Annotated in this window: 19 protein-coding genes; 9 read left to right on the top strand and 10 right to left on the bottom strand. The window is 46.3% G+C overall.

Features of this window, described 5'->3' with window-relative positions:
- Positions 1–192 precede the first annotated feature (192 nt).
- Positions 193–1,704 carry an aldehyde dehydrogenase family protein gene (locus FTT64_RS00935; protein WP_163142052.1) on the top strand — a complete coding sequence of 504 codons (1,512 nt, stop codon included), beginning with the start codon at positions 193–195 and terminating at the stop codon, positions 1,702–1,704.
- A gap of 238 nt (positions 1,705–1,942) precedes the next feature.
- Positions 1,943–2,653 (top strand): glutamine amidotransferase, encoded by a 711-nt coding sequence (locus tag FTT64_RS00930; protein ID WP_168381348.1) that lies wholly within the window; start codon positions 1,943–1,945, stop codon positions 2,651–2,653.
- Positions 2,654–2,738: 85 nt separating this feature from the next.
- Here the strand turns inward: FTT64_RS00930 and FTT64_RS00925 are convergent, their stop codons facing one another.
- From FTT64_RS00925 to tkt, 3 genes are all read right to left on the bottom strand, one after another.
- On the bottom strand, positions 2,739–3,323 hold the full coding sequence (locus FTT64_RS00925) for a YceI family protein (RefSeq protein ID WP_005177424.1): 585 nt from the start codon (positions 3,321–3,323) through the stop codon (positions 2,739–2,741).
- Between the two features lie 112 nt (positions 3,324–3,435).
- Positions 3,436–3,885 (bottom strand): N-acetyltransferase, encoded by a 450-nt coding sequence (locus tag FTT64_RS00920; protein ID WP_005177423.1) that lies wholly within the window; start codon positions 3,883–3,885, stop codon positions 3,436–3,438.
- An 87-nt stretch (positions 3,886–3,972) separates the two neighbouring features.
- The gene (tkt, locus tag FTT64_RS00915; protein ID WP_005177422.1) at positions 3,973–5,961 is read right to left on the bottom strand and encodes a transketolase; all 1,989 of its coding nucleotides are present in this window, start codon (positions 5,959–5,961) and stop codon (positions 3,973–3,975) included.
- A 642-nt stretch (positions 5,962–6,603) separates the two neighbouring features.
- Between tkt and metK the strand changes: the two genes are divergently transcribed.
- Positions 6,604–7,770, top strand: a complete 1,167-nt coding sequence (gene metK, locus FTT64_RS00910) for a methionine adenosyltransferase (protein WP_005177421.1) — start codon at positions 6,604–6,606, stop codon at positions 7,768–7,770.
- 139 nt (positions 7,771–7,909) lie between these two features.
- Positions 7,910–8,227 carry a monooxygenase gene (locus FTT64_RS00905; RefSeq protein WP_180181991.1) on the top strand — a complete coding sequence of 106 codons (318 nt, stop codon included), beginning with the start codon at positions 7,910–7,912 and terminating at the stop codon, positions 8,225–8,227.
- Between the two features lie 40 nt (positions 8,228–8,267).
- Here FTT64_RS00905 and FTT64_RS00900 read toward each other — a convergent pair whose 3' ends face one another.
- The gene (locus FTT64_RS00900) at positions 8,268–8,504 is read right to left on the bottom strand and encodes a hypothetical protein (protein ID WP_370459256.1); all 237 of its coding nucleotides are present in this window, start codon (positions 8,502–8,504) and stop codon (positions 8,268–8,270) included.
- A gap of 319 nt (positions 8,505–8,823) precedes the next feature.
- Here FTT64_RS00900 and FTT64_RS00895 point away from each other — a divergent pair, with 319 nt between their 5' ends.
- Positions 8,824–9,054 (top strand): hypothetical protein, encoded by a 231-nt coding sequence (locus FTT64_RS00895; RefSeq protein ID WP_075166756.1) that lies wholly within the window; start codon positions 8,824–8,826, stop codon positions 9,052–9,054.
- On the opposite strand, the gene FTT64_RS00890 is transcribed toward FTT64_RS00895, so the two are convergent.
- The 3 genes from FTT64_RS00890 to FTT64_RS00880 all read right to left on the bottom strand — a co-directional run bounded on the left by FTT64_RS00890 (position 9,001) and on the right by FTT64_RS00880 (position 10,872).
- Positions 9,001–9,636, bottom strand: a complete 636-nt coding sequence (locus FTT64_RS00890; protein WP_163142061.1) for a LysE family transporter — start codon at positions 9,634–9,636, stop codon at positions 9,001–9,003. The genes FTT64_RS00895 and FTT64_RS00890 overlap by 54 nt on opposite strands.
- A gap of 116 nt (positions 9,637–9,752) precedes the next feature.
- Positions 9,753–10,328 carry an FxsA family protein gene (locus tag FTT64_RS00885; protein ID WP_016658253.1) on the bottom strand — a complete coding sequence of 192 codons (576 nt, stop codon included), beginning with the start codon at positions 10,326–10,328 and terminating at the stop codon, positions 9,753–9,755.
- Positions 10,329–10,485: 157 nt separating this feature from the next.
- On the bottom strand, positions 10,486–10,872 hold the full coding sequence (locus tag FTT64_RS00880) for a YkvA family protein (RefSeq protein WP_180181962.1): 387 nt from the start codon (positions 10,870–10,872) through the stop codon (positions 10,486–10,488).
- 240 nt (positions 10,873–11,112) lie between these two features.
- Here FTT64_RS00880 and ruvC point away from each other — a divergent pair, with 240 nt between their 5' ends.
- Positions 11,113–11,658, top strand: a complete 546-nt coding sequence (ruvC, locus tag FTT64_RS00875) for a crossover junction endodeoxyribonuclease RuvC (protein WP_045795787.1) — start codon at positions 11,113–11,115, stop codon at positions 11,656–11,658.
- Positions 11,659–11,711: 53 nt separating this feature from the next.
- Here the strand turns inward: ruvC and FTT64_RS00870 are convergent, their stop codons facing one another.
- Both FTT64_RS00870 and FTT64_RS00865 read right to left on the bottom strand, forming a co-directional pair.
- Positions 11,712–11,987, bottom strand: a complete 276-nt coding sequence (locus FTT64_RS00870) for an acylphosphatase (RefSeq protein WP_005177399.1) — start codon at positions 11,985–11,987, stop codon at positions 11,712–11,714.
- Positions 11,988–11,990: 3 nt separating this feature from the next.
- Positions 11,991–13,448: a bifunctional ADP-dependent NAD(P)H-hydrate dehydratase/NAD(P)H-hydrate epimerase gene (locus FTT64_RS00865; RefSeq protein ID WP_005177396.1), complete on the bottom strand. Its 1,458-nt coding sequence runs from the start codon at positions 13,446–13,448 to the stop codon at positions 11,991–11,993.
- 41 nt (positions 13,449–13,489) lie between these two features.
- On the opposite strand from FTT64_RS00865, the gene queG reads away from it, so the two are divergent.
- From queG to bioB, 3 genes are all read left to right on the top strand, one after another.
- Complete coding sequence (gene queG, locus FTT64_RS00860) at positions 13,490–14,566, top strand: tRNA epoxyqueuosine(34) reductase QueG (protein WP_180181990.1); 1,077 nt, start codon at positions 13,490–13,492, stop codon at positions 14,564–14,566.
- 120 nt (positions 14,567–14,686) lie between these two features.
- Positions 14,687–14,902 (top strand): hypothetical protein, encoded by a 216-nt coding sequence (locus FTT64_RS00855; RefSeq protein ID WP_005177388.1) that lies wholly within the window; start codon positions 14,687–14,689, stop codon positions 14,900–14,902.
- Between the two features lie 143 nt (positions 14,903–15,045).
- A complete protein-coding gene (gene bioB, locus FTT64_RS00850; RefSeq protein WP_016658258.1) occupies positions 15,046–16,047 on the top strand; it encodes a biotin synthase BioB in 1,002 nt (333 codons plus the stop codon).
- Between the two features lie 42 nt (positions 16,048–16,089).
- Here bioB and FTT64_RS00845 read toward each other — a convergent pair whose 3' ends face one another.
- Entirely contained in the window at positions 16,090–16,299 is a 210-nt protein-coding gene (locus FTT64_RS00845) for a hypothetical protein (protein ID WP_075166751.1), read from the bottom strand.
- Positions 16,300–16,543 lie beyond the last annotated feature (244 nt).

The following is a 16,543-nucleotide window of genomic DNA, read 5'->3' as shown; positions in this document are numbered from 1 at the left end:
TGTAAGGATTTGTTCGCTGCTTGTAAACCTGCAGCTTTCCAACCTTTTTCCAACCTTATATTGGTATGCTAAACAAATAACGTACTAAAGTACCTTATACCTTAGCCGTAAATTTAACCTGATTTAAACACAGGATTATTGTAAACGGTAAATAGACCGCAGATTATAAAAAACCATCAAAGGAAGAGAATTATGCGTTATGTAGATCCCAATCAACCCGGTTCAAAAGTTCAATTTAAAGCACAATACGAAAACTTTATTGGTGGCGAGTGGGTCGCCCCTGTAAAAGGCGAATACTTTGAAAATATCTCTCCTGTAGATGGCAAAGTATTTACCAAAGTCCCACGCTCATCGGCAGAGGACATTGAACTGGCTTTAGATGCAGCTCATAAAGCCAAAGCACAATGGAACAGCTCATCTCCTACAACACGTTCTAACATTTTATTAAAAATTGCAGATCGTTTAGAACAAAATCTAGAGTTATTGGCAGTTGCCGAAACTTGGGATAATGGTAAGCCTGTTCGTGAAACATTGGCTGCCGACATTCCTTTGGCGATTGACCATTTCCGTTATTTTGCGGGCTGTATTCGTGCCCAAGAAGGCGGAATTTCTGAAATTGATGAAGATACCATTGCCTATCATTTCCATGAGCCATTGGGCGTTGTAGGGCAAATTATTCCATGGAACTTCCCAATTTTAATGGCAACATGGAAACTTGCACCTGCTTTGGCTGCGGGTAACTGTATCGTACTTAAACCTGCAGAACAAACCCCTGCCAGCATTTTAGTTTTGGTTGAACTGATTCAAGATTTATTGCCAGCAGGCGTATTAAACGTAGTCAATGGTTACGGTGTAGAAGTGGGTCGCCCATTGGCAACCAATCCACGTATTGCCAAAATTGCATTCACAGGTTCGACCCAGGTCGGTCAATTGATCATGCAATACGCCACTGAAAACATCATTCCAGTGACTTTGGAGCTTGGTGGTAAATCTCCAAATATTTTCTTTGAAGATATTATGGCGCAAGATGACGACTACTTAGACAAAGCACTCGAAGGCTTTGCTATGTTTGCGCTGAATCAGGGTGAAATTTGTACTTGTCCATCACGTGCGCTCGTACAGGAAAGTATTGCTGACCGTTTCCTTGAAAAAGCCATCGAACGTGTTAAACGTATTAAAACAGGTCACCCGCTTGATACTGAAACTATGATTGGTGCGCAGGCTTCCCAGGAACAGCAGGATAAAATTCTGGGCTGCATTGCCACCGGCCGTGCCGAAGGTGCCGAAGTCCTCACAGGTGGTGAAGCACGTCATGAAGTTGGTCAAGGTTTTTATATCGAGCCGACCATCTTTAAAGGCCGCAATGACATGAAGATTTTCCAGGAAGAAATTTTCGGGCCGGTGCTGTCTGTCACCACCTTTAAAGACTTTGATGACGCAATTCGCATCGCCAATGACACCATTTATGGTTTAGGCGCAGGCGTCTGGTCGCGTTCTGCACACACCTCTTACCGTGCCGGTCGTGCCATTCAGGCGGGTCGGGTCTGGACCAACTGTTATCACATTTACCCGGCACATGCCGCTTTCGGTGGCTATAAAAAATCCGGGATTGGCCGTGAAAACCACAAGATGATGCTGGATCATTATCAGCAAACCAAAAACCTGCTGGTCAGCTATTCAACCAAACCAGCCGGTTTCTTCTAAAGACTTCGTCTTTAGGATTCCAACAGCGTTGAAGTTACTGTTTCAACCTGCGCCCGATGTATTTGCATCGGGCGTTTTTATTGCAACATGGAATGCTCTGACTTTCGCAGCACGCTCTTTCAGCGTTGTATAAACCGGGAGATCAAGTTAAAAATCTATCCTTTATTCATACGCTACGCTTTAGTTCGAGTGTATTTCACGTTACATTAAATCTCCCTTTCAGCCTGAAGTATCTGCCATGTTCGATTTACCCGACACTGTCTATACCATTCAACATCTTGCGTTTGAAGACCTCGGCGCGTGGGAAGATGTCCTGTATGAACAAGGTTTACGGGTACGGTATTTTGAAGCTGGTGTGGAAAATCTAGAAAAGGCGTTTGCGCATGAAGGATTAGTGATTATTTTGGGTGGCCCAATTGGCGTTTATGAAACCACAGACTACCCTTTCTTACAACAAGAAATAGACTTACTAAAAGTACGTTTAGAGAGGAATTTACCCACTATTGGTATTTGTTTGGGTGCACAGCTCATTGCTCATGCCTTGGGTGCCAAAGTCTATGCTGGCCATGCCAAAGAAATTGGCTGGAGCCGCCTCAGTCTGGCAGATGCAGCGCATAACCCACTGGCGGCATTAGCCAACACACCGGTCTTGCATTGGCACGGCGATACTTTTGATTTACCAGCACAGGCTGAATTACTGGCCAGCTCCGACTTGTATCCGAATCAGGCATTCCGGGTCGGACCACATATTCTGGCACTACAGTTTCATGCTGAAGTTGCAGCAGACAGTTTAGAAAAATGGCTGATTGGCCATACCTGTGAATTACGTCAGGCCCAGATTGATATTCCCACCTTACGCGCCGCTCATCAGCAATACGCGCCGCAACTGCAACAGGTTAGCGCGACGGTTCTTGGTCAGTTTCTAGCCGGCTTAAAATCTCAAAGCTGACCGGAAAGCTTTAAATTGTCCTTACATTTATCATCGTCATAAAAAAAGCACCCTGAAGCGGGTGCTTTTTGTGCTGTTCTTGCGATTATTTTTTCGCAGCAACAGAAGCTTCAGTGGTGATGTTTACAGTAATTTTATCACCTACATTTGGTACAAAACCGGCGATACCAAATGCTGAACGGTCAAATGACGTGGTGGCATTAAAACCAACAGTTGCCGCTTTGGTCATTGGATGTGGACCTTGTTTGTTCAGTACCGCATCCAGAACTACAGGTTTCGTTACACCTTTCACAGTTAAATCACCTGTGATTTTAAAGTTCTTTTTGTCCTGAGTTTCAACTTTGGTACTTTTGAAAGTAATAGTTGGATATTTTGCTGCATCAAACCAGTCTGCTGCCATTAAGTGCTCATCCAGCGCTTTGACGTTGGTGTTCAGGCTGTTTAATGGAATAGTCACGTTGACAGATGATTTTTCTGGCTGTTTCTCATCAACATTAATGGTACCTTGAATGTTAGAGAAGTTACCTGATGGCGTAGAGAAACCGAAGTGATCCCAGCTAAATACAGTTGCCGTATGGGTCGGGTCAATTTGATACGCCACTGGTTTTGCCAACGCAGCTGTTGCTACTGAAGTGACCGCCAAACCAAGTACAAGTGCTTTAAAGTTCATGCTTTTATCTCGCTTTTTGAATGCTTATTAGTGTATAGATTTCTTGTTAGAGTTCATTGCTACAGATAAAACGTTCTGTTGCAGCAATGAAACGATTAACGCATGGATGCCGTTACAGACTTTGTTTATATTGAATAAATCCGGTCTTGTGTGCCACTTTATCATACAATATTTGTGCAGTTTGATTGGCTTCTTGTGTCAGCCAGTAAACCCGGTCGCACTGGCGTTTTTTGGCTTCCATATAGACCTGTTCAATCAGTAATCTGGCCACACCCTGCCCGCGATAATCGGGGTGGGTAAATAAATCCTGCAAATAGGCATAAGGCTTGAATGTCCAGCAGCTGTCATGTTCAATCACATGTACAAAGCCGACCATCTGCTGTTCAAGCAGGGCTGCAAAACCATACATATGCGCAGACTCGGCTGATGTCAGACGCTGCCAGGTATGGGCACTCAGTTCATCTGATAACTTGGTTTGATAAAAGGCCTGATAACCGACCCAAAGTGCTTGCCATTGCGGCTGACTGGTCTGTGCCAAAGGCACAATACTGATTGCTGTCATGTGGGTCTTCTTTTATATCATTCAGCCTTTTAAACTAGCATAAAAAAACGCCCCATTCGGAGCGTCTTTTTTGAAATTTCTGAGCGATTAAGCCGTCAGTTCTTTCACCGCAGCAACTACTGCTTCCGTGGTAATACCAAAGTGCTGGAACAAATCTTTGGCTGGTGCAGATTCGCCGTAAGTGGTCATACCAATCACGCGGCCGTCCAGACCCACAAATTTCCACCAGTAATCCACATGCGCTGCTTCAACTGCAACACGGGCACGGATATTCGATGGCAGAACTGCTTCACGATACGCCGCATCTTGCTGCATGAATTCTTCAGCACATGGCATAGATACCACACGTACACCTTCAAGCTGTGCATGTGCTTCCATCGCCAAGGCCACTTCAGAACCGGTCGCAATGATGATTGCTTTCAATTCCCCTTTTTCTTCAGCCAGCACATAACCACCTTTGGCTGCGTTTTCAATTTGCGCCTGAGTACGCGCCTGGAATGGCAGGTTTTGACGAGAGAAGATTAACGCAGATGGACCTTCCGCACGGCTTAAAGCAGATTTCCAGGAAATCGCAGCTTCAACCGTGTCACATGGACGCCATGTGTTCAGGTTTGGCGTACCACGTAACGATGCAATCTGCTCAATTGGCTGGTGCGTAGGACCATCTTCACCCAGACCGATCGAATCATGGGTATAAACATGAATTACGCGTTGCTTCATTAACGCAGACATACGCACGGCATTACGCGCATATTCCATGAACATTAAGAATGTTGCTACATAAGGAATGAAACCGCCGTGCAGCGCCACACCGTTGGCAATCGCGGTCATACCAAATTCACGTACGCCGTAGTGTACATAGTTACCTGCGGCATTGTCTTGTACGCCCTGGCAACCTTTCCAAAGCGTCAGGTTTGAACCAGCCAGGTCCGCAGAACCACCCAATAATTCAGGTAATAATGGACCAAAAGCCTGTAGCGTATTCTGGCTGGCTTTACGGGTCGCAATGGTTTCTGCTTTCGCGTTCACTTCAGCAATATAGGCATCGGCCTGTGCCAAGAATTCTGCTGGTAATTCACCGCTTAAACGGCGTTTTAATTCAGCCGCTTCTGCAGGATATTTTGCTGCATAGGCAGCAAAAGTAGCATTCCAGGCAGCTTCAGTTTCAGCACCTTTGGTTTTCGCATCCCAAGCAGCATACACATCTTCAGGAATTACAAACGCTTCATCGGTCCAGCCCAGCGCTTCGCGGGTTAACACGATTTCATCATTACCCAGCGGTGCACCGTGGCAATCTTCTTTACCCTGTTTGTTTGGTGAACCTAAACCGATAATGGTTTTACAGATAATAATGGTTGGTTTAGCGGTTTCAGCTTTGGCAGCCACAGTTGCTTCACGAATAGCATCTGCATCATGACCATCAACTTTCAGTACTTGCCAGCCATAAGACAGGAAGCGCTGTTCAGTGTCATCAGAGAACCAGCCTTCAACTTCACCATCAATTGAAATACCGTTGTCATCATAGTAAACCACCAGTTTACCCAGACCTAAAGTACCGGCCAGTGAACATACTTCGTGAGAAATACCTTCCATCAGGCAGCCATCACCCAGGAAACAGTAGGTGTAATGGTCAACCACTTGCATATCATCTTTATTGAACTGCGCTGCCAGTGTCTTTTCAGCCAGAGCAAAACCAACCGCATTGGCAATACCCTGACCAAGTGGACCAGTGGTGGTTTCAACCCCTGGTGCATAGCCGTATTCCGGATGACCTGGTGTTTTAGAGTGTAGTTGACGGAATGCTTTTAAATCTTCAATTGAAAGATCATAACCGGTTAAATGTAACAGCGCATAATGCAGCATAGAGCCATGACCATTGGATAAAACAAAACGGTCGCGGTTAGCCCATTGCGGGTTCGTCGGGTTATGATTTAAAAATTCACGCCACACCACGTCAGCGATGTCTGCCATCCCCATCGGCGCACCTGGATGTCCGGAATTTGCTTTTTGCACGGCATCCATAGCCAATACACGAATTGCGTTTGCAATACGACGTTCATTAAGCGGGGTCGTCATAGGTCAGAGTCCAAATAAATCGTTTAATAAAGGAAGATGAATAGGAATTCAAAACACGTCTATTGTCTTAAAAAAAGCGTATGGGGTAAAGCCTCAGCGGTAATTTTTCGGTATTTATTCGTTTGCCTGCGCATTTTCGTACAATTCCTGACTAGAGGCATGAGAAAATTGAATTTCTGGCGAATAACCGGGTAGCTCATCCGGATTTTCCCGTTACATAACTGACCTGTTTGGATGGTTTTTTATACAAAAAAGCGCTCATTGTGAAATTCATTCAATTTAATTCAAAACTGCACAATCCTGCTCAACAGTAACAGACTTCATTTTAGAGCATGATGACGACCAAAAGATGACAGACAGCAATTTCCCAAAACTCTAAAAACAAGATAATTTGTTGATTCCTAATATAAATTATAAGAATACAGCCGCTTTTAAAATAGTGATTTATTGAATTAAAACTCAAGTTTATCCGGATGATGAATCTATACCGTTTTGGATTTTATATCAGTTTTTTAAATGCCTATATCAGATAAAAAGTCATTGAATTGAAATAAATTCAGCCAATTTGGTCGTATTGAGCTAGTCCTAAAGTCTAACTCGATGTAACATATTGCGTCTTTTGAAATAACTGTGATAGGACTTATGCGCGAGTACGCTGTATTTACCTCGGAATCTGTAAGCGAAGGCCATCCAGATAAAATGGCTGACCAAATCAGTGATGCCATTTTGGATGCAATCTTAAAAGAAGACCCATATGCGCGGGTTGCTTGTGAAACGCTTGTAAAAACCGGTGCGGTCGTACTTGCGGGTGAAATCACAACCACAGCCAATGTGGACTTTGAAGCGATTGTACGTCAAACCGTAAATGGTATTGGCTATCATCATTCTGACCTCGGCTTCGATGGTTCAACCTGTGCCGTGATTAACATGATTGGTAAACAGTCACCAGAAATTGCTCAAGGTGTAGACCGTCAAAAACCTGAAGATCAGGGTGCTGGCGACCAGGGCTTGATGTTTGGTTATGCCAGCCGTGAAACGGATGTGCTGATGCCTGCGCCAATTTCTTATGCGCATCGCTTAATGGAAAAACAGGCTGAACTGCGTCGTAGCGGTGCCCTGCCTTGGTTACGTCCAGATGCGAAAAGCCAGGTGACTTTTGCCTATGAAAATGGCAAACCGGTACGTTTAGATGCGGTGGTACTGTCAACCCAGCATGATCCTGAAATCAGTCAAGCACAGCTGAAAGAAGCCGTGATTGAAGAAATCGTGAAAAAGATCATCCCAGCCGACATGTTCCATGCCGACACTAAATTCCACATCAACCCGACCGGGATGTTTGTGATTGGTGGCCCAGTGGGTGACTGTGGTCTGACTGGCCGTAAAATTATTGTAGATACCTACGGTGGTATGGCGCGTCATGGTGGTGGTGCCTTCTCTGGTAAAGACCCATCGAAAGTAGACCGCTCTGCTGCTTATGCGGGTCGTTATGTAGCGAAAAACATCGTGGCTGCTGGCCTTGCTGACAAATGTGAAATTCAGGTGTCTTATGCAATTGGTGTGGCTGAGCCAACCTCAATTTCAATTAACACCTTTAACACCGGTAAAGTGGCTGATGAACTGATTGTTCAGCTGGTTCGTGAACACTTTGACCTGCGTCCATACGGCATTACCCGTATGCTGGACCTGTTACAACCAATGTACAAGCAGACTGCTGCCTACGGTCACTTTGGCCGCGAAGGTTCAGACACTGCCTTTACCTGGGAAAAAACCGACAAAGTCGATATCTTAAAAGCGGCTGCTGGCCTTTAAGCTTTAAAGATATTAAATGACCCATCCACGTGATGGGTTTTTTATTGTCTGCTTTATCGCGATTCTGGGCAGAAATATCATTTTATAAAAACATAAACTGTTTACAATAAGATGGAACATTTAAAACAGGATGAACATGATGGCGGTAATTCTTCAGGTTGATTTCCCTTCAAATGGCCCTTTTGGCGCAGAAATGGCCACGGCCTATCGCGAGCTGGCAGCCAGTATTAATCAGGAGCCGGGTCTCATCTGGAAAATTTGGACCGAAAATAGTGACACCCAGCAGGCTGGCGGAATTTACCTGTTTGATACAAAGCATCATGCAGAACAATATTTACAGATGCACACGGCGCGTCTGCAAAGTTTTGGCATCGACAAGATTCACGGGAAAATTTTTGACATTAATACTGAACTGTCGGTGCTGAATCAGGCCGCTTTTCTGGCGTCATCAAGCTAAACGAAAGTTGAGTTAAGCTCATAAGATTCAAGGAATCCAGTTAGCTGGATTCCTGTTTTAAGACTTCCAATAAAGTCGGCTGTGTCGGGGTTTCCTGATGGTCCTGCAAATAGACATGCACGACTTTAAAAATAACCGCAAAGGCCAGACAACTTAAAATACAGAACATCCAGAAACCATAAGGACTACGAATATTGTGTGAACCGCAATTTGGACATTCTTTTTCTGTTGACGCCACCACTTGATTGCAACATGAGCAATGGTATTGATGGTACAGCATAGGCAGTTCTCCTAATTTACTGTAATTCTTGTTTTTATTTTTACATCATGCGAAAAACGCTTTTTGTAATATTGTTTTATCTTATGTGAGCCTGTGTAGCATAGCAAGCTCTATTACTGGTGAGTCTATGTAAGCTTAAGTAAACCCTGCCTGCTTTTGTTGACTTTATTTATCTTTTTATGCACGCTTTCAGACACTTAAGCTGCTGCTTTAACACCGTATTCTCTGCCAATAATTTTATCGGACTACTCTTAAGTCAGATGCATCCGGCTGCCCTTTTGTTTAAACTAGCGGACTGAAATGCAGGAGGATGAAGATGGTACAACTGATCAAAAAAGGCGGATTACGCGAACGCGCCAACCGCAGCCGCCGTTTTCATGGCTCTGAAAATACCGAAACCACTCTGGCACCAAACCGTTATTCATCTGCCCATAAAAAAGCAGAAACGGCTGTTTCTGCTTTGGTTAGTGAACAGGATCAACCAGGTTCTGAATCAGAACATACCGATGGCGTCATAGCCCAGCCACAGGGCAAAAATCAGGAATAAGGCGCCCGATAAAATATCAATATAACTGCCTGAACGCTGGTACACCGCCTTAATTTTCGGCTGTGATAATAACAGCATCAGCAACACAAAGGTCAGGAAGGTTTGCAGCGGAATAATCACCGCCAGCTGTGCTTTTAAATAATCACTGGCCGATGAACTGAGCGCCAATGAAAATACGCTACTGAAATAAATCAGGGTTTTAGGATTAGATAAATTGGTGAACAGGCCCAGTAAAAAATAGTTTTTCTGTGCAGAGCTCTGTGCCTGTACATCCTCCAGTGCAGTCGACTGTTTTAAACTGCGTAGTCCGCTACTGAGCATGGCCCAGCCCATTTTCGCCAGAAACAAACCGCCTATCAGCATCAATACCTGCTGAATCCATGGAAACTGCTCGACCAGAACGGTAAAGCCCAGCAGGGTTAAAACCACCCACAGCACAATGCCCAATGAAATTCCGGCAATAATATGAATGGTATTGCGACGTGTGGTCGATGCCGAGCTTTTGGCAATCAGAATAATATCGGGGCCGGGACTAAGCTGTGCCACAAAATGTAAGGCACAAATGGTCAACAGTAAGGACATAACACAGGGAGAAGCTTAAAAAGTCATTTATTATATCGCCCGTTCAAAAATATACGAGCACTGCAAGCATAAAAAAACCGAATCCTTGCAGATCCGGTTTTTCAAATAAAGATGGCTTAGTGTTTATTCACATCTTTCATTTCAATTTTTTTTGCTTCTGGCGTCACTTCGCGCGCTTCACCATCAATAATAGTCGAGTCGCGGCCCGCCTGCTGGTTTTGCATGTCCTGCATCTGACGCATCAGATCGGCGAACGGATTCTGGCCTTGTGCACCACCACCCATGCCATTCATATCGCCCATCATGCCCCCCATCATCTGGTTCATCATGGCTTGCTGACGTTTCATCATCGCTTTCATCATGGCCGCTTTAAAGGCATTTTGTACGCCCGGAATCATAATCAGCACAGCCAGCACATCGGTGATCAGGCCTGGAATCAACAGCAGGAAACCTGCAAAGATTTTAGGCAAGTTATTGCTTAATGCCGGATCTGCACTCATTTGTCCCATCTGCATCTGCTGCATTTGTGGCATGATGCCCGCAGAATACTTACGGATCAGATTCATACCAATAAAGAAGGCGGCAATAAACCAGAAGAACACGTACCACATGCTACCGACCAGGTCACCCACGCCGATCCAGACGAATACTTCCAGAATTAAACCAGCCAGAATAATAAGAAATAATTTCATGAAAATTAATCTAATCTCAACAAAATAAATAGAGTGCAGGCATCAACTGCTTAATCAGCATCAAGCTTTTTTTGACACGCTTATGTAACAATATGGGCATTATTCTATTTTTAAAGTGCAGGCCTGTCATTAATATTTTCAATTACAGACCTGAGCTTTATGCTGTAGCACGATAAAAATAAACATAAGCCGCATACACGAGCAGCAGCCACAGCCCGATAAACACTGCCGCGGCCACTGTACTGCACGGCTTTTGACTGGCCGCTTCAGCTTTGTCACGGCAACGCTGCATAATTTCGGCAGGCACCAGACGCATCACCAGCAAAATACCCAAAGGCACCAGAATCAGATCATCCAGATAACCCAGTACCGGAATAAAATCCGGAATCAGGTTAATGGGAGACACTGCATAGGCAGCCACCAGCAACGCCACCAGCTTGGCCAGTAATGGCGTATCAGGATCACGTGCGGCAAACCATACGGCATATACATCGCGTTTAATCTGCTTGGCCCAGTGTTTCAAGCGGTCTATCCAGCCTGACATGATCAATCTCGGTTTGACTGTAGATGTACAATAAACCCCGAAGCTTAAGCCAAAATGAAGATGCCGCCTTTTTTACAAGGATGATCTGTATACCGTCCCTGCTATTTTTCATTTCAGTTCCGGCAAGCTAGAGGCATTGTTGGTGGTCTTGAGTATCCGCACCGGTTGCTGCAAATTCCCTCACACAATACCGCTGTAAAATCATATAATTCATTTTGATGTAATTTTTTAAGGCTTGGCATGTCACTGATTATTGGTATCGATCCCGGTTCCCGGCTTACCGGTTACGGCATTATTGAGCGTGATGGCTCAAAATTGCGTTTTGTAGATGCCGGCACCATTCGGACCGAAACCACGGAAATGCCTGAACGCCTGAAACGTATTTTTGGTGGTATTGACCGGATTGTAAAATTTCATGGCCCGACTGAGGCCGCAGTTGAACAGGTTTTTATGGCGCAAAACCCGGACTCGGCACTGAAACTGGGTCAAGCGCGTGGTGCTGCCATTGCCGCACTGACCAATCTGGATTTACAGGTGGCGGAATATACCGCCCGCCAAATCAAGCAGTCTGTGGTCGGCTATGGGGCAGCCGATAAAGAACAGGTGCAGATGATGGTGATGAAGCTGTTAAATTTAAGCATTAAACCGCAAGCTGATGCAGCTGATGCGCTGGCCGCTGCCATCTGCCATGCCCACGCCTCCGGCAGTATGAGCAAAATGGCGGTACTGAATGCCCTGGGTGGTATGGCGCGCGGCCGTAGCCGTTCTAGCAGCAGACGGCGCTAACTGGAAGCCATCTTGATCCCTGGTGAGGGGATGTCCAAATCGGGAGTTTCTACTTAACGGATCATCTGGAAATGGGTGTATTCACGTTCTGCCGGATCAAACGGGATGCGCTCAATTTTAGTGACCTGTGCCCGCAATGGTCCAACCAGACTGCGTTTCAGAATTTCCTGAATCTGCATTTCCTCGCCAATAATTTCTGCTTCGACATCACCATTGTCCAGATTTTTGACATAGCCGGTTAGCTGCAGTTCTTGCGCCTGCTGTTCAAACCAGCGGCGATACCCCACGCCCTGCACATTTCCCTGAATAATAATTTTAAGTGCTTGCATCTCTCACCTGTTCACGACCTGATAAATGGCCTGATTCATCTGCTGTGCCTGAAGTCCGCGCATACCGGATTCCGCCAGTACATCTCCAGCTTGCGCATGTAAAGTGACAATCTCATGTAAACTGAGTTCAGTATGATATTGCGCTTTTAAACTGGCGATCATGCCGGACAGGACATCGCCCATGCCACCTGTGCCCATTCCGGCATTGCCGGCAGTACATAGCCAGAGCTGATCTTCCAGAATCAGGCTGCCCGCGCCTTTAAGCACCCACTGGCCGCCATAACGAGCCTGTAATTCCTGAATAGCCTGTAAGCGGTTCTGCTCAACTTCCATTGTCGTTAGGCCTAAAAGTTTCGCCGCCTCACCCGGATGTGGCGTTAAATAACTACCTTCAGGTAACTGCTGCGGATGTGCGGCCAGAAACCATAAGGCATCGGCATCGAGTACCCGTTCCAGTTCAGCCTGTAACAGTTTCGGCAACCACATCGCATATTGACAAGCCGCCCAGTCATCGCGTCCAAGGCCCATACCAAAACAGATGGCATCGACCTGCTGTAGCAGCTGTTCAATGGCATCATCCTGCAAGCTGTTAATATCACGCAGCATGATATTCGGAGCGCGACTTAAAATGGCGGTATGATGTTTGGCATCACAGACCACGGTTACTTTGCCACAGCCAGCCGCAAACGCCGCTTCCGCCGCCATTATTACCGCGCCGCCCATATCGGCATGACCGCCGACCACCAGCACATGCCCATAACTGCCTTTATGACCAAAAGCCTGACGTGGCGGCAACTGAATCTGGGTGGGTGCCAGCTGGGCGATGGCGTGTAATTCGGCATCGGGAGGAATGGCGGCAATCAGCTCCACCTGTCCAGCGTAGGCTTTGCCCTTACCGGTAAAGAGTCCGGCTTTTAAACCCAATACGCTATAGGTCAAATCAGCCTGAATTGCGCAAGGTAAAGGCTGACCACAATTGGCATCCAAGCCACTTGGAATATCAATTGCGACTTTCAAGCCGCGCTGCTGATTCATCTGATGAATAATCTGTTGCCACTCAACGCTCAGTTCACGATTCAGGCCAATCCCAAACAGCGCATCAACATAGACCTCATAAGCCTGTTGAAACCGAAAACCGGATTGAATATCTAGGCCAGCCGCTTGGGCCTCGCGTTCAGCCTGCTGCAAATCAGGCGAGGGTCCGAGTTCAGCCGCATAAATATGCACCTGAAAACCGGCCTGCTGTAAATATTTGGCCAGTAGATAGCCATCCCCGGCATTATTGCCCTGCCCGCAACAAACGGCGACAGATTGATAGTCGTGCTGCTGTAAAACGGGAACGACGCGCTGGGCAATCGACCAGGCCACCTGCTGCATCAGACCATAAGACGAGTTTTGCCGAGCAAACCAGCGCTGCTCCCATGCTTGAATATCACGGCTATGATAAACTTGTGGATGCATTGTTTTTCCCTTGTTTTGTCATTATGAACTCATCGCCTGCCATGCAGAATATTCCGGTCAGTCAACTTGATCCCGTCCAGTTAAAAGCATGGATTAAAGCGCAGGCTTTAGCACTGGGCTTTGCTGATTGTGTCATTGCCCGGCCCGATGCTCAAGCAGAATTACCCCGTTTGGAAGCCTATTTAGCACAAGGTTATCAGGCAGATATGCATTTTCTGGGCGAAAATCTGGAGAAACGTGCCAACCCGGCCTTACTGGTGCCGGGCACCAAAAGCATTATTTGTGTGCGCATGAATTATCTGGTCGATCGGCCTACACCACGACGCGTGCCAGATGCACCCAATAGCGCCATTATTGCGCGTTATGCCCGCGGCCGCGATTATCATAAAGTCATGCGCGGTCGTCTTAAAACTCTGGCCAGCCTGATTCGGGACAAAGTTGGTGATTTTGAATCGCGCCCTTTTGCCGATTCAGCCCCCATCTTTGAAAAATCGCTGGCCGAAAGTGCCGGCATGGGCTGGACCGGTAAACACACCCTGCTCATTCATAAAAAATCCGGTTCGTTCTTTGTATTAGGAGAACTGTTTAGTTCGCTTGAGTTACCGTTTGATGAACCGGCCACGGCGCACTGCGGTTCCTGTAGTGCCTGTATCGACATCTGCCCAACCAAAGCCATTGTCGAGCCCTATGTGCTGGATGCTGGCAAATGTATTGCCTATTTAACCATTGAATACAAAGGAATTATTCCTGAAGATTTGCGCCGGCCGATTGGCAACCGGGTTTTTGGCTGTGATGACTGCCAGTTAATTTGCCCCTGGAACAGTTTTGCCCAGCTGACCCCGCTGGATGATTTTGCCCCGCGTCATGGGCTGGACCGGATGAGCCTGCTGGAGCTCTGGCAATGGGATGAAGCCACCTTCCTGGCCTGCACCGAAGGCAGTCCACTCAGACGGACCGGTTATCAGAGTTTTAAACGCAATATTGCGATTGGTCTGGGCAATGCGCCTTATTCCGCAGATATTATTGCCCAGCTGCAACAGGCCAAAACGCTGCATGATGAGGTGGTGAATGTGCATATCGACTGGGCCATTCAGGAGCAGTTGACCAAATCTGCATAATTTTTCATTTCTTTACCTGAGCTCACAGATCCCCACACAAGCCCTACAGCGCGTGGTACTGAATTGTGGCTCAATAGAGGAATCCAACAGAAAAGATGTTGTCATCAGGAGGAATTTATTATGCAAACGCATCATAAAAACCAACAGCAGCAGAAACAACAGCAAAAGCAGGAACTTGAACAGCAGACTGAACATTTAAAACAGCAACAGCAGCAACCCCAAGGGCCTATTGATAGTCCTAAAAACAACCAGCATGAACAGGATGACCGGATGCTGAATAAACAGCACCGTGCCGATCTGCAAAACCAGAACATGCACGGCAATCATCGTGAATAATGCTGAAGTTCATGTTCCCTCACTCAACAAAGTCCACTTCAGGTGGACTTTGTTTTTGGATTACGTCATATTTTGCTAATGAAGCGCCTGCCGCTTTTGCTTAATATGTAGTATGCAAAATATGGATAATTAGGGACAGACTTATGAGCAGTATGCGTCCGGTACGTAATGATTGGTCTCGTGAAGAAATTGAGGCACTTTATCAGCAACCGTTTTTAGATTTGGTTTTTGAGGCGCAGCGTGTACATCGTGAGCATTTTGCTGCCAATACCATTCAGGTGAGTACCTTACTCTCGATTAAAACCGGTAAATGCCCGGAAGACTGCAAATACTGCTCTCAATCGGCTCATTATGATTCACAGCTGGAAGCTGAAAAACGTATTGCCGTTGAAAAAGTGATTCAGGAAGCCAAGGAAGCGCTGGAATCAGGTTCTTCACGTTTTTGTATGGGCGCAGCGTGGCGCAATCCGCATGAACGCGATATGCCTTATGTGCTGGAAATGGTGCGTGAAGTAAAAGCGCTGGGTCTGGAAACCTGTATGACGCTGGGTATGCTGAACCAGTCTCAGGCAGAACGCCTGAAAGATGCCGGCCTGGATTATTACAACCATAACCTCGATACTTCGCGCGAATACTATGCCAATATTATTAGTACCCGCAGCTTCGATGACCGTTTAAATACCCTAGAGCATGTGCGTAATGCCGGCATGAAAGTCTGTAGCGGCGGTATTGTCGGTTTAGGTGAAGATACTCAGGACCGGATTGGCCTGTTACATGAACTGGCCACCTTGCCGATTCATCCGGAATCTGTACCGATTAACATGCTGGTGCCAATTGAAGGTACACCACTGGCCGATGTAGAAAAACTCGATGTCACCGAATGGATTCGTACTATTGCCGTGGCACGCATTATCATGCCAACCAGTTATATCCGCCTGTCTGCCGGTCGTGAATCTTTATCTGATTCAGATCAGGCTCTGGCCTTTATGGCCGGTGCCAACTCGCTGTTCTCGGGTGAAAAGCTGCTGACCACCCCGAATGCCGGTGAAGGTAAAGACCGTCAACTGTTCCAGAAACTGGGACTGGTGGCGGAAAAAGCCAAACCGACCGTTCAGGAACTGTCGGTAGATGCGATGGCGGTTTAATCCTCATCACACGAAAAAGCCCATCTTCTGGATGGGCTTTTTTTATGAGGTAATCAACAAGCCATAATTGGCATTCAGATACATGCCCGGTTTAATCAGATCGGCACCATTAGCATGATAAACCGTGAGTTCCTGCTTGATGACATCAAAATGAAAGGCATCAAAACAGTCTTGATGCTGACACAGCCAGGCCAAGGTATCGCTGAGCTGATCATCTACAATATAGGTCGGGGCATTAAAATCTTTGGCCATGTGCACATTCAGTTATAGAGAGATGACAGGATTTTAGCCTGAAATGGCAGTAAATAAAGCAGCTTGCAATGAGATTTAGATATTTAAAGGCTGAGATGAGCCTGCGTGAATGTTGATGCAGTGTATAAACAAAAAGAAGTGAGTCTAGCCCACTTCTTTGTTGAATCCGGTTTGATCCCCTCTATGATTTATTGGCCCCACACTTACGACACTCAATATGCGCACCAATTTCCTCCATTTGCTC

The sequence above is a fragment of the Acinetobacter sp. Q186-3 genome, from assembly GCF_013420655.1.
Taxonomy (GTDB): Bacteria; Pseudomonadota; Gammaproteobacteria; order Pseudomonadales; family Moraxellaceae; genus Acinetobacter; species Acinetobacter indicus.
Note: the sequence above shows the minus strand (reverse complement) of the source record. Positions and strands in the feature narration are given on the sequence as shown.